Source organism: Rhizorhabdus sp. P4_G6 (assembly GCF_056401045.1).
Window position 1 is genome coordinate 96,933 of the sequence record NZ_JBFUKC010000002.1, and the last position, 12,807, is coordinate 109,739.

The 12,807-nt window shown below is 64.5% G+C and carries 12 protein-coding genes and 1 tRNA gene; 8 read left to right on the forward strand and 5 right to left on the reverse strand.

The annotated features are described in order from the left end of the window. The first annotated feature begins 6 nt into the window (after window positions 1-6). The gene (locus AC1DPF_RS02735; protein ID WP_477871981.1) at window positions 7-291 is read left to right on the forward strand and encodes a hypothetical protein; all 285 of its coding nucleotides are present in this window, start codon (window positions 7-9) and stop codon (window positions 289-291) included. Window positions 292-360: 69 nt separating this feature from the next. Continuing rightward, window positions 361-1,095, forward strand: a complete 735-nt coding sequence (locus AC1DPF_RS02740; protein WP_477959592.1) for a hypothetical protein — start codon at window positions 361-363, stop codon at window positions 1,093-1,095. Between the two features lie 35 nt (window positions 1,096-1,130). On the opposite strand, the gene gyrA is transcribed toward AC1DPF_RS02740, so the two are convergent. From gyrA to yaaA, 3 genes are all read right to left on the reverse strand, one after another. Next, a complete protein-coding gene (gene gyrA, locus AC1DPF_RS02745; protein WP_477871977.1) occupies window positions 1,131-3,884 on the reverse strand; it encodes a DNA gyrase subunit A in 2,754 nt (917 codons plus the stop codon). A gap of 142 nt (window positions 3,885-4,026) precedes the next feature. Further along, entirely contained in the window at window positions 4,027-4,194 is a 168-nt protein-coding gene (locus AC1DPF_RS02750) for a hypothetical protein (RefSeq protein ID WP_477871975.1), read from the reverse strand. 62 nt (window positions 4,195-4,256) lie between these two features. Further along, a complete protein-coding gene (gene yaaA / locus AC1DPF_RS02755; RefSeq protein ID WP_477871973.1) occupies window positions 4,257-5,033 on the reverse strand; it encodes a peroxide stress protein YaaA in 777 nt (258 codons plus the stop codon). A gap of 198 nt (window positions 5,034-5,231) precedes the next feature. On the opposite strand from yaaA, the gene AC1DPF_RS02760 reads away from it, so the two are divergent. After that, window positions 5,232-6,500, forward strand: coding sequence for a tetratricopeptide repeat protein (locus tag AC1DPF_RS02760; protein ID WP_477959594.1), 1,269 nt, complete (start codon window positions 5,232-5,234; stop codon window positions 6,498-6,500). A 44-nt stretch (window positions 6,501-6,544) separates the two neighbouring features. Here AC1DPF_RS02760 and AC1DPF_RS02765 read toward each other — a convergent pair whose 3' ends face one another. Continuing rightward, a complete protein-coding gene (locus AC1DPF_RS02765; protein ID WP_477871969.1) occupies window positions 6,545-7,021 on the reverse strand; it encodes an Lrp/AsnC family transcriptional regulator in 477 nt (158 codons plus the stop codon). A 172-nt stretch (window positions 7,022-7,193) separates the two neighbouring features. Between AC1DPF_RS02765 and AC1DPF_RS02770 the strand changes: the two genes are divergently transcribed. The 4 genes from AC1DPF_RS02770 to AC1DPF_RS02785 all read left to right on the forward strand — a co-directional run bounded on the left by AC1DPF_RS02770 (window position 7,194) and on the right by AC1DPF_RS02785 (window position 11,093). Then, window positions 7,194-9,032 carry a sensor histidine kinase gene (locus AC1DPF_RS02770; protein ID WP_477871967.1) on the forward strand — a complete coding sequence of 613 codons (1,839 nt, stop codon included), beginning with the start codon at window positions 7,194-7,196 and terminating at the stop codon, window positions 9,030-9,032. A gap of 70 nt (window positions 9,033-9,102) precedes the next feature. Further along, window positions 9,103-9,179, forward strand: a tRNA-Ile gene (locus tag AC1DPF_RS02775). A 217-nt stretch (window positions 9,180-9,396) separates the two neighbouring features. Then, a complete protein-coding gene (locus AC1DPF_RS02780; protein ID WP_477871965.1) occupies window positions 9,397-10,386 on the forward strand; it encodes an L-histidine N(alpha)-methyltransferase in 990 nt (329 codons plus the stop codon). A 47-nt stretch (window positions 10,387-10,433) separates the two neighbouring features. Further along, entirely contained in the window at window positions 10,434-11,093 is a 660-nt protein-coding gene (locus AC1DPF_RS02785) for a ribonuclease HII (protein ID WP_477959596.1), read from the forward strand. Here AC1DPF_RS02785 and AC1DPF_RS02790 read toward each other — a convergent pair. Continuing rightward, complete coding sequence (locus tag AC1DPF_RS02790; RefSeq protein ID WP_477871961.1) at window positions 11,075-11,407, reverse strand: hypothetical protein; 333 nt, start codon at window positions 11,405-11,407, stop codon at window positions 11,075-11,077. The genes AC1DPF_RS02785 and AC1DPF_RS02790 overlap by 19 nt on opposite strands. 248 nt (window positions 11,408-11,655) lie before the next feature. On the opposite strand from AC1DPF_RS02790, the gene AC1DPF_RS02795 reads away from it, so the two are divergent. Next, window positions 11,656-12,795, forward strand: coding sequence for a DNA methyltransferase (locus tag AC1DPF_RS02795; RefSeq protein ID WP_477871959.1), 1,140 nt, complete (start codon window positions 11,656-11,658; stop codon window positions 12,793-12,795). Window positions 12,796-12,807 lie beyond the last annotated feature (12 nt).

A 12,807-nucleotide genomic window follows, 5' to 3' on the forward strand; every position in this document is an offset into this window, starting at 1 on the left:
CGCCTGATGGCTGACAAAGAGCGTCACTATTGCATCTTCATGGATGGCTCCAAGCATAATCGGAACGCTGGCTGCCGTGCCCATGACAATGCCTATGGCATATATGGCGGCGGCACCGAGCACGACCGCCGCGCCGCGGATCTGGCGCTCTATCGGCATATGCGCGCCAACCAGGACTGGCTGGCGCCGGTGGTGCTGTTCTTCACGACTTTCTACGGCTGGTTCTTCTTCAACTATCATGGTCGTCCCTGGCAGGGACAGCTGATCCGCAAGATTTTCCCGCGCTATTGAGTTCGGGCTGCGGAACAGTGATAACGTCCTGGGGCGAGCCCGCTGACGCGGGCCGTGGGGGATACTGAAATGGGCTCGGCTATCGGGGCGATCTATCGTCGTGCATATGGATTTGCGAGCGCCAATCCGGTGGTGATGGGATTGTTGCTTGCCTGGCAACTGCTGCGGCGGGCGCTGATCGTCTTTGGCAGCGTGCCCGCCGGCTACAAGCAGGCCTTCCTGATCGGCACGAACATCGTCGACACCGTCATCATGCTCATCGTCATGATCTACGCGCTGCGCTGGTGGCGCTTTCGTGGTGACCGCCACCATATGGTCCGGCTGAACCTTCGGGTCGCCTGGGGCGCCACGGTCATGATGGCGATCCAGCTGACGAGCAAATTCCTGCTCACCAGCCTCGGCGACGCGCTGGCCCCGCTCTATCGCACCGGGCGGATGTTCATTCCTGCCGGCGCCCTGCTGCTATGGCTGTTCATCTCGATTCCGTTCCTGCCCTGGTATGTGGCTCTGTTCACGGATGATCGTCGAATGACGCTGCGCAGATCACTTGGGCACGCCCAGGCCGGCTGGATTCCCGCCTTCGCCCTCGTGATCGGCGCGATATTGCCGCTGCTGGCGGTGGGAATAGCGCTTCGCCTTGGGCTCAGGCTGATCGATGACCCATTCGCATGGCTGTTCCGGATCGGCGAAGCCGCAATGGTTCCGGTCGTGATCGCAACCACCGCCTCGGCCTTCTTCGCCGCTTACCGGCGGGTCTATCGAGAGCCGGTGATGTGGGGAACGGGCAAGCTCGGTAACGCCTGAAGCAGCCGAGGTCGTCGAGCGCGCCGCGCCCGACGTCAGTTCTCCTCCGAAGCCTCGCCGCCATCGGCCAGGTCATCGCCCACTTCGGCGTCATCCAGGGGAGCGGTTTCGGTGGTCCCGTCGCTCAGGTCGACCTCGGCTTCCTCTTCGCTTTCCTCGATGCGTGCAGCGCCCACGACATGCTCGTTGTCCGCGACATGGAACAAGCGGACACCAGCTGAATTGCGTCCGATCACGCGGGTGTCGCCCACGGACATGCGGATCAGCTTGGCCTGGTCGGTGACAAGGATCAGCTGTTCGCCATTATGCGCGGGGAAGCTGGCGACCACCGGGCCGTTGCGCTCGAGATTGTCGATGCTGGTGATGCCTTGGCCGCCGCGGCCGGTGCGGCGATATTCATAGGCCGAGCTGCGCTTGCCATAGCCGTTGGCGCAGACCGTGAGGATGAACTCCTCGGCTTCCTCGAACTCCTTCATCCGCTCGGGCGGCAAGGTCGGCTCGGTGCCATTGTCCTTCCAGGGAGCCGCGCGGAGATAGGCGTCGCGTTCCTCGGTGGTTGCCTCGAAACCCCTGAGGATCGAAAGCGAGATCACCTCGTCGCCATCCTTGAGCAATATGCCGCGGACGCCGGTCGACGTGCGGCTCTGGAACTCGCGGACATCGGTGGCGGCGAAGCGGATCGCCTTGCCGCCGCGCGTCGCCATCATCACGTCGTCGGTCTCGGTGAGCAGCGCGACGCCGATCAGCCGATCGGTCGCGTCCTCGTCGAAGCGCATCGCAAATTTGCCGTTGGTCGGCACGTTGGCGAACGCATCCATCGAGTTGCGCCGGATGCCGCCATGCGCGGTCGCGAACACGACGTGCAGTGCGCCCCAGCTTTCCTCGTCCTCCGGCAGCGGCAGCACCGTGGTGATCTTCTCGTCCTGCGCCAGCGGCAGCAGGTTGATCATCGGTCGGCCGCGCGCCTGTGGCGCGCCCTCGGGCAGGCGCCAGACCTTCTTGCGGTAGACCTTGCCATGATCGGAGAAGAACAGGACAGGCGTGTGCGTGCTTGTCACGAACAGCTCGGTGACGGCGTCCTCGTCCTTGGTCGCCATGCCGGAACGACCCTTGCCGCCGCGCTTCTGCGCCCGGAACGCCTCGAGCGGCGTGCGCTTGATATAGCCACCATGGGTGACGGTGACGACCATGTCCTCGCGCTCGATCAGGTCCTCGTCGTCGATCGTGTCGCCGGCAGGCGCGATCTCGGTCTTGCGAGGTGTCGCGAACTCGGTGAGGATCGCGTCGAATTCCTCGATCATCACCTCGTAGAGCCGCGCGCGGTCGCTCAATATGTGCAGAAGTTCGGCGATCGAGGACGCCAGCGTCGCCAGCTCTCCGCCGATCTCGTCACGGCCCAGCGCGGTCAGGCGGTGCAGGCGCAGGTCGAGGATCGCGCGAACCTGGATCTCGCTGAGCTGGTAGGTCGGCGACGTGCCGATCGATTCTACCGCCTCGACCAGCTTGATATAGGGTTCGATCTCCCCGCGCGGCCATTCGCGCGAAATCAGCGCGGCACGCGCTTCGGCCGGGCTCGCCGAACCGCGGATGATGCGGACGACCTCGTCGAGATTGGTGACGGCGATGACCAGCCCGAGCAGGATGTGGGCGCGATCGCGCGCCTTGGCCAATTCGAACTTCGAGCGGCGGGTGATCACCTCCTCGCGGAACTTCACGAAGGCTTCGATGATGTCGCGCAGCGTGAGCACTTCGGGGCGGCCGCCGCGGATTGCGAGCATGTTCGCCGGGAAGCTGGTCTGCGCCTGGGTGTGGCGCCATAGCTGGTTGAGCACGACTTCCGGCGTGGCGTCGCGCTTCAACTCGATGACGATCCGCACGCCCAGCCGGCTGGATTCGTCGCGGATGTCGCTGATGCCCTCGATCCGCTTGTCCTTGGCCGCTTCCGCGATGCCTTCGACCAGGCCGTTCTTGCCGACCTGGTAGGGGATTTCGGTGAGAACGATGGAGCGTTTGTCGCCACGGCCTTCCTCGACCACATGGCGCGAACGCATGATGATCGAGCCCTTGCCGGTGTGGTAGGCATTGCGCGCGCCACCCTTGCCGAGGATCAGGCCCCCGGTCGGGAAGTCGGGGCCCGGCACGATCTCGTGCAGTTCCTCGATGCTTATCCCGCCATTGGCGATGTACGCCTTGCAGGCCGCGATCACCTCTCCCAGGTTGTGCGGAGGAATATTGGTCGCCATGCCGACGGCGATGCCGCCGGCGCCGTTGACCAGCAGGTTGGGGAAGCGGGCCGGCAGGACCAGCGGCTCTTTCAGCGAGCCGTCATAGTTAGGGCCGAAGTCGACTGTGTCCTTCTCGATATCCTCGAGCAGGGCCATCGCCGGCTTGCTGAGCCGCGCCTCGGTATAACGCATCGATGCGGGCATATCCGGATCCATCGATCCGAAATTGCCCTGTCCGTCGATCAGCATGACGCGCATCGCCCAATCCTGCGCCATGCGGGCAAGCGCCATGTAGATCGAGCTGTCGCCATGCGGGTGGTAATTGCCCATCACGTCGCCGACGATCTTTGCGGACTTGCGGTAAGGGCGACCAGGGACGAACCCGCCTTCCTGGCAGGCGAACAAAATGCGGCGATGAACCGGCTTCAGGCCGTCGCGCACGTCGGGCAGCGCCCGGGCGACGATGACCGACATCGCATAGTCGAGATAGCTCGACTTCATCTCGTCTACGATCGAGATCGGAGAAATATCGCTGTTTTCGATGGGCGGCGGTACGCTGGCCAAAGTATGTTCGTCCGTATCGTTAGAGCTATTCTGCGCCCGCGAAACGGGGCAAGCAGAAAGCTCCTAACGAAGGACGGTCGGGAAGGCTAGAGCCGATGGCGCTGTCAGTTGCGGGCCAGCTTGAGCCGGGCAGAATGGCGGCTCAGGTTCTGAGCATATAGTAGAGCAGAACGGCGAGAAAACCGACGATGACCAGCGCCAGTCCCCATCCCAGGATATGGCGCGTCATGTGCGGCGTCGCACCGGAGCGCGCTTCCTCGGTGCTCAGATGGGCTGGGCTGCCATCGTCATGATGTCGATCGCCGCTCATTGATCAGCTCCCATGAAATTGACCCGGTCAACGGGCGGGAGCCGGCCAAGTTCCTGACAGCGTTACGCCGCCAGGCGGGCACGATCGCGCACGAAGCGCCAGATATTGTCATCGGAACCGTCGGCGGCGAACGAATAGCCATCGCTGTCGAAACCCTTCAGGCCCTCCGGGTCGGTGATCCTGTGCTCGCACATCCAGCGCGCGATCATGCCGCGCGCCCTCTTGGCGGCGAAGCTGTTGAACGACAGGCCGCCCGGTCCGTCCTCGCGGAAATCGATCGTGATGATCCGCACCCCTTTGGGAGGCGCCTGCTCGACGGCGTGCCAATATTCCTTGCTCGCGCAATTGACGATCACATCGGAGCGCTCGGCCAGGAGATCGGCTGCGAGTGCGCCCGAGATCTTGTTGCCCCACAGCTGGTAGAGCGTCTTCTTGCGTCCCGGCGCCCATCGGGTGCCCATTTCAAGGCGGTAGGGCCGGATCAGGTCGAGCGGCCGCAGCAGCCCATAGAGCCCGGACAGGATCCGCACATGATCCTGTGCGAAATCGATCGCGGGCTGGTCCAGGCTCTTGGCCTCGAAACCGACATAGACATCTCCGGAGAAGGCATAGAGCGCGGGCCTCTCATCCTGTGCGGCGAAATCGGCGTAGCGGTCGGCGTTCAGCCTCGCGAGTTTGTCCGATATGCTCATCAGCTTGGACAGCTTCTTCGGACCGAGCTTCGCGGCGGCCTGCGCAGTAGCCAGCGCCTCGCCGGCGAAACGCGGCGTCGTCGGCGTCAGATCGGGTAGTGGGCTCGTATAATCGAGCGACTTGGCTGGGGATAGAAGAAGGATCATCACGCTGACCTAGTCCCCCCGAACGGACCAATCAACCGCGCCGGTTCAATCCTCATTCAGCCAACGGTGCCTAGAGCGCGACGGGTGAAGCCGGATCGTTCCGCCTGTGCTTGTGCGCAGGCGACGGACCCATTAGTCAACCGGCGTGTTTTATGGGCGGCCGGCCCCTTATCGGTCGCCTTTTAGGAGGCCTGAAGCATGAATTCACCGTCCCGTTATGCGCTGATCGCCGCACTTGGCATGGCGATCGCCGCAGTTGCGCCGGGTACGCCCGCGTTCGCAAAGAAGAAGGATGAAGCGGCTGCGCCGGCGCTCAAGCTCGGTGACGCCGTCCGCAAGCCGCTCGGGGAAGCGGACGCCGCGCTCAAGGCCAAGAATATCCCAGCTGCCGAGACCGCCGTGGTGAGCGCTCGTTCGGTTGCCACCACGCCGGATGAAAAATATGTCGTCGCGCAATATGCGCTCAACGTGGCACAGGCCAGTGGTGATCAGGCGAAGCTCGCGACCGCCCTCGACGAGATGATCGCCACCGGTGAAGCAGCCAACCGGCTCGATGATCCGCAGCGTGCCAAATTCTATTGGTATCAGGGGCAGTTCGCCTATCAGGGGAAGAATTACGCGAAGGCGGAGGCCGCGTTGACCAGGGCGCTCGCTGCCGGGTCCACCGAGCAGGATGCCTATGCAATCCTTGCGGACAGCCAATCCCGCAACGGCAAGCCGGCCCAGGCGATCGCCACGCTGCAGAAGGTCATGGATGCGAACGCCGCCGCCGGTAAGCCCGTGCCGTCCGAATGGTACGGCCGCGGCGCGGATATGGCTTCGCGCGCGAAGATGCCGGCCGAATTCGTCAAGATCACCGCTGCTTGGCTGGCGGCATATCCGGTCAAACAGAACTGGCACGACTCGCTGTTCATCTATCGCCAGATCGCGGCGCTGTCGGGTGAACCCGATCTGGATCTGCTGCGCCTGGCGCGCGCCGCGGGCGTCTTGCCACTGTCGGCGCAAGCCAACTATGTCGACTATGCCCTGGCGGTGTACCTGAAGTTCCCGAATGAGGCTGTGGACGTGCTGAACGAGGGCGTGTCCGCCGGCAAGCTGAACCCGGCCACCAGCCAGAATACCCGCGAAATACTCGCTTTGTCGAAGCCGAAGCTCGCCCCCGACAAGGCATCGATCCCAGCCGCGGTGTCCGCCGCGAGCGGACCGAAGGCCACGTTCAAATCGGTAATGACGACCGGTGACCTGGAATATGGTTACAAGGATTTCGCCAAGGCTGCGGAAATGTACCGGCTCGCCCTGACCAAGCCCGGCGCCGATGTCTCCCAAGCCAATTTCCGCCTTGGTCTTGCGCTCGCCCAGTCGGGAGACAAGGCTGGCGCGGCAGCGGCATTCGGGGCAGTCCAGTCGGGGCCCTATGCGCCGCTCGCAGCCTATGGGAAGACCTGGGCGGAGCACCCCGCAGCATGAAGTACCCGCCCTCGGATGCTGGCCATCCGAGGGCGGCTCGCAATTTACAGACCGTCCACCGGGATTCCGGGAATGTCCTTCGAGGTGCGGATCGTCAGCGAGGTCTTGACGCTGGCGACGTTGGGCGCCGTCGTCAGCTGCGATGTCAGGAATTGCTGAAAGGCCTGCAGGTCGTGCGCGACGATCTTCAGGATGAAGTCGATCTCGCCATTCAGCATGTGGCATTCCCGGACTTCGGCGAGCGCGGCGACATGAGCCTCGAAATGCCGCAGGTCTTCTTCCGCCTGGCTGCGCAGCGAGACCAGCGCGAACACCATTATGCCATAACCTAGCGACGCTGCGTTCAGTCGGGCATGATAGCTTTCGATGACGCCGGCCTCTTCGAGCGCCCGGACGCGGCGGAGGCACGGCGGAGCGGTCAGCCCTGCCTTGCGAGCGAGATCGACATTGGTCATGCGGCCGGCCTCCTGCAATTCATGCAGAATCGTCCGATCGACTTGATCAAGGGAGGGGGCAGCCACGGAGCAACCTTTCAAAATGAGGTGCTATTCTTAGAATAAAGTTTCGACGGAGTGCAATTAAAATAGCATGTGCCTATTGGCCGAACGCCCCTTTTCGGGCGGCGCAATGCGATTTACACTGGCGCCGTCGGTTATGGCCCGGATCATGTCCGTGGCCGAGTGGAGACGGGCTTTGCGTTTCGATGACATGTTGGCCACGTTGCTCGCCCAGCCCGCGCCGACGCCCGAGGCGCGGGCGGTCCTGTGGCGTCAGGTCGTCGATGTGCTCGCGCAGGGACGCGGTCATCACGCCGACGATCCGCTTGTCGATGCGCCGCGTGCAACGGACGCCTATAATTTCCTGCGCTCGGTCCGGGCGGAGATGCCAGTGGAGCTTCGGCTGGCCGCCGGTCGGGGCCTGGCCGGTCGCCGCGTGCCGCCCGATCTCGTCCTGCTGTTCGCAGAAGATCTGCCGCATATCGCCGCGCCGATGCTCGGCCATGTCATCCTGGCGACCCAGCAATGGCTGGACCTTCTGCCGCGCCTCAACCCCAGCGCGCGCAACCTGCTCCGCAATCGGCGCGATCTTGGCGCCGACGTGGAAAAGGCGCTCGAACGCTTCGGGAGCAGCGACTTCCTGATCCCGGGGCCGGTGCAGACGCCGCAGACCAGCCTCGCGCCGCTTGCCGCGCCGATTGAGGCGCTGGTGGCAGAGTCGCGGAACAGCGATGCGCGTCCGCTCGCTTTCGAACCGGATGCTATCCCTGCCGATCCGGATCGTGGCGACCCGAAGCCGGCATCCGCTCAAGTGGCGGTGTCGCCGATTCCCGCAGCGATGCCGATGTCCAACAGCGAGAGCCAGATCCGCGAACTTCTGTCCCGTATCGAGACATTCCGGACGCGTCATCCGCAGACGAGCCCCTCTGAGGGTGTCGCGACCGAACCGGCACAAACTGGCGACCCCGCGGAACCGGTTGCGTCGGTCTCGGGCTTCCGCTTCGAGACCGGTGTCGATGGGGTGATCTCCTGGGTTCAGGGCGCACCGCGCGGGCCGCTGATAGGGGAAACCATAGCGGTTGCCGCGCATCAGACCGATCATGGCGTGGATGGCCACGCGGCAGGCGCCTACCGCAGCCGTACGCCGTTCCGGGATGCGCGGCTCACGATCGCGGGCCATGGGCCGGCCTCGGGCGAGTGGCGCATTTCGGCAGTACCGTTCTTCGATCAGAAGGATGGGCGTTTCAGCGGCTATCGCGGCACCGCGCGACGGCCGCGGGCGGATGAGAGCGCCACCGCCATGGGCGGCGATCCGGCGGTACCAGACCCGAACCGCAACGATTCGCTCCGCCAGCTCGCTCACGAACTGCGCACGCCGCTCAACGCGATCATCGGCTTTTCGGAGATGATCGAAGGCCAGATGCGCGGCCCCGCAGCAGCACCCTATCGCAGCCGTGCCCAGGACATCCTCGAACAGAGCAAGAAGCTGCTCAGTGCGGTGGAGGATCTCGATCTCGTCGCATCGGCGCGCGCCGACGCGGCCGGCGGGCCGTCGGCAGTCGATGCGGCCTCCATCCTGACCCGGCTCCACGCCAATTTCGAAACCGTCGCCAGGGAGCGCGCGAGCGGCCTCGCTTTCCGCATAGATTCGACGCTGCCGCCGGTCGCGGTCGATGCGCCGACGGTCGAGCGCATGTTGTCGCGCCTGCTGGCCGCAACCATTGCGATGGCGGGGGAGGGCGAGCATATCAGCGTCGACCTGCAACGTGATCCGCGCCGCGCGACCCATTTGCTGCTGACGATCATGCGCCCGCGGGCGCTCGATGGCCGTGACGAGAAGATGCTGCTCGACCCGGGCTATAATCCCGGCGGCAACTGGCCTGACGCTCCGGTGCTCGGTCTCGGCTTCGCCCTACGCCTGGTCCGTAACCTCGCCATCGCCAGCGGCGGCATGCTCGAGATCGACACCACCCGTTTCCACCTGAGCCTGCCGCTGCGCCATGATGACGGGCGGGCGGAGCAGGGAGCGGTTTGAGCACCGGCAAGGTCGCGCGAGCCGCTTGCCGCGCGCGAAAGCCTCGGCTATCGCGACGCCGCGCTGGTAGGGGCCTGTAGCTCAACTGGTTAGAGCTGGCCGCTCATAACGGCTAGGTTGCGGGTTCAAGTCCTGCCGGGCCCACCAGCGCTTCTGCCAGTTCGGCGCTCCGCGAACGGAAAATCGCCGAATGCCGACCAGCGGCCCAACCGCCAGCGCCACGCTGCCACTATGACCCAAAGCGGTACGTTCGGCGGCTTACGCAGCATAACGATCTGTTTAGCGTCGGAGCCATCTGTTACGCATCCGATCGGGGGCTGGAAAATGGCGATCGCGGCGCGCTCGTCAGGTGCGGAGACGTTGCTTGACCGATCATCCTGCGGCCGACCCGGGGCGGCGCTCCGAGATCGCTGCTTTCCACGATCATGGGCCGCCACCTGGCGACTTTAGAGCGCTTTTCCTCGCCGGTGTGCTGCGCGAAGAGAAAAGCGTCGCTGACTACATGCTGCTCGATCGGCGCTCTCCGGCCTTCTTGCGGATCACCGCTCTTCCTGAATATTATCTGGCTCGTGCCGAACTGGAGATCCTGCGCGGCTATTCGGGGGCGATCGCGGCGGCGACGGGGCCGTGCGCGCAACTGATCGACCTCGGCCGCGGCTTCGGTGCGCAGGCGGCGCTGCTGCTCGCCATGCTTGACCGTCCGTGGGGCTATGTCGCGGTCGATCACGAGCACGCCGCCCTGCTCGAGGACGCCCGCCGCGTCCAGGCGCGATATCCAAAGCTTTGGGTCGAGGCTGTGCGCGCCAATATGCGCGAGGCATTCGATATGCCCTCGAATGCCGGCGGAGGGCGCCGCCTCGCCTATCTGCCCGGCGGCGTGATCGGCGACTGCGCGCCGGCCGACGCCTTGGCGCTGCTGTCGCTCTGGGCGCGCGAATTGCGTCCGGGGGCACTGATGCTGATCGGGGTGGATCTGCGTAAAAGCGTGCTGATTCTCGAATCGGCCTATGACGATCCGCATGGCTTCAATGCGGAATGGCTGTTCGACTTGCTGAGGCGGGCCAACCGCGAGTTACCCGCCGATTTCGACATTCGGCTGTTCGAGCACCGGGTCGACTTCGATGCGGCCAAGGGCCGTGTGCGCGCGGCTTTGAAGAGCGTCGCGGCGCAGGATGTCAGCATCGGCAGCCGCCTCGTCCACTTCGCAGAGGGCGAGAGGCTCGAAGTCGCGCAGAGCTGGAAATATTCGGTCGAGGATTTCCAGGCTCTCGCCCGCGGCGCGGGGCTCCGGCCGGTGGATGTCTGGCTCGACGCGAAGGCGCTGTTCAGCGTCCACCTGCTTGCGGTGGGCTGAGGCGCCGATCCCTTGATGCTCAGCGCGTTTTGAATGATGGAACGGTGATGGCGGGACCCAGTTTCAAACTCGAAAAAGCGCATCCTCTTCCCCTCGCAGGGGTCGATGAGGCCGGACGCGGCCCGCTGGCGGGGCCGGTTGTCGCCGCGGCAGTGATCCTCGACCGGCGCAAGGTGCCCAGCGGCATCGACGATTCCAAGAAACTCAGCGCCGGTGCGCGGGCCGATCTCTGCCGCAAGATTCGCGGTGTCGCGCATGTCGGTGTCGGTATCGCGACGGTCGAGGAGATCGACGAGATCAACATATTGTGGGCGACCATGCTGGCGATGGAGCGGGCGGTCGCGGCACTTGGGCTGGAACCGGCGATGGTATTGGTGGACGGCAATCGCTGTCCGCGCTGGGATCGGCCGTCGCAATGGGTGATCGGCGGCGACGCGCTCTGCCTCTCGATCGCTGCGGCTTCGATCGTCGCCAAGGAGGAGCGCGACCGGATGATGGCGGACTATGACGCGCATCATCCTGGCTATGGTTGGGCGCAGAACAAGGGCTATGGTACGCCGTCGCATCTCGACGCGCTGTCGCGCCTGGGCCCGTCGCCGCTCCACCGCCGCAGCTTCGCGCCGATCGCGCAATATTCGCTGTTTCCCAGGCCTGTTTCCGTCCTGCCGGATCAGGAAACGGCCCATGCTCAGACGCCGCCGGTATAGTCCAGGCAGCCCCGTCTGAAGCTCCAGCTGTCGTTCGGGCATTCGGCCGACGAGCGGACGGCCTGCAACACCGCCCAGCGATAGCCGAGATCCCGCTCGGAGCAGTCGTCGCAGCGCACCGAGGTCTCCTGATCGGAACTGGCTGGGGCATAGCCAGGTTCGTCGCCATGGGTGATCAGGGCCGGCGGATCGAGCGGTCCGTAGCTATTGGTCCGTAGACCGTGGACGGCGCTCGCGCCCCCGATCAGGCCGCCGCACAGCGCCACGACCGCGCACAGTGCCATCGGAGGCACATGGTTCAGCAGCGTGCTCATGGCCATCAAACGAATGCTGTGGGGCACCGTTCCCGGCCTGTGGAGAGAAACCCATGTTGGTGAGTCTCCTGTGCCACACCACTAGGTATTGGGTCTGCACGACATGTTGAGACTCCATATGAAGTATCGGACTCCTTTCGTTCGCCTGGCTCGTCGGTGATGCCAGCTTCGCCTGCCAAACTATTGTTCTTGACCGGAGAGTCGTGATGACTCACCCTTTCGCCAGGTCCGAAGGGGGTTGGTCGTTTATGGGTGTTCTCGAGAAGATTCCGACTGCGCGGCGTGCGCGTCGGGAGGCAAAGGTCGAAGTCCGGCTTCCGCTCAACGAGATCATCCAGGGGGATTGCATCGCTGCCATGGCGGCGCTGCCCGATCGCTGCGTCGACATGATCTTCGCCGATCCGCCCTATAATCTCCAGCTAGGCGGCGATCTCCATCGCCCCGATGGCAGCCAGGTCGATGCCGTCGACGATGATTGGGACAAGTTCGACAGCCTCGCGGTCTATGACCGCTTCACCCGCGACTGGCTTCGCGAGGCGCGGCGCATCCTGAAGGAAGACGGCACGATCTGGGTGATCGGCAGCTATCACAACATCTTCCGGGTCGGCACGGCGCTGCAGGACGAAGGCTTCTGGATTCTCAACGACATCGTCTGGCGCAAGGCGAACCCGATGCCCAATTTCAAGGGCACGCGCTTCACCAACGCGCATGAGACGCTGATCTGGTGCTCGAAGGCTGAGAAGGCGAAATATACCTTCAACTACCGCACGATGAAGGCGCTCAACGACGACATCCAGATGCGTTCGGACTGGACCTTGCCGATCTGCTCGGGCGGCGAGCGCCTGAAGGACGACGACGGCCACAAGGCGCATCCGACGCAGAAACCGGAATCGCTGCTCTACCGCGTCATGCTTGCCTGCACCGAGCCCGGCGACCTCGTGCTCGATCCCTTCTTCGGCACCGGGACCACCGGCGCGGTCGCCCGACGGCTTCGCCGCCGCTGGATCGGCATCGAGCGGGAGGATAAATATATCAAGGTCGCGTCCGAGAGGATCGCGGCGACCCTGCCGCTCGACGAGAGCGCGATGATGTCCATTCCCGAAAAGAAGGCGGTTCCGCGGATAGCCTTCGGCCTGCTGGTGGAAAGTGGGATGATCGCGCCGGGTTCGATGTTGACGGACACCAGGCGCCGCTGGAGCGCGATGGTGCGCGCCGATGGCGTGCTTGCCAGCAGCTGCGGCGCAATCGGATCGATCCACGGCCTGGGCGCGCAGTTGCAGGGGGCGCCGTCGTGCAATGGCTGGAGCTTCTGGCATATCGAGACCGCGACGGGGCTTGAGCCGATCGATGCGGTGCGGCAGCGTCACCTGGCGAGCATGGGCGGGTAGAAACATAGTCCG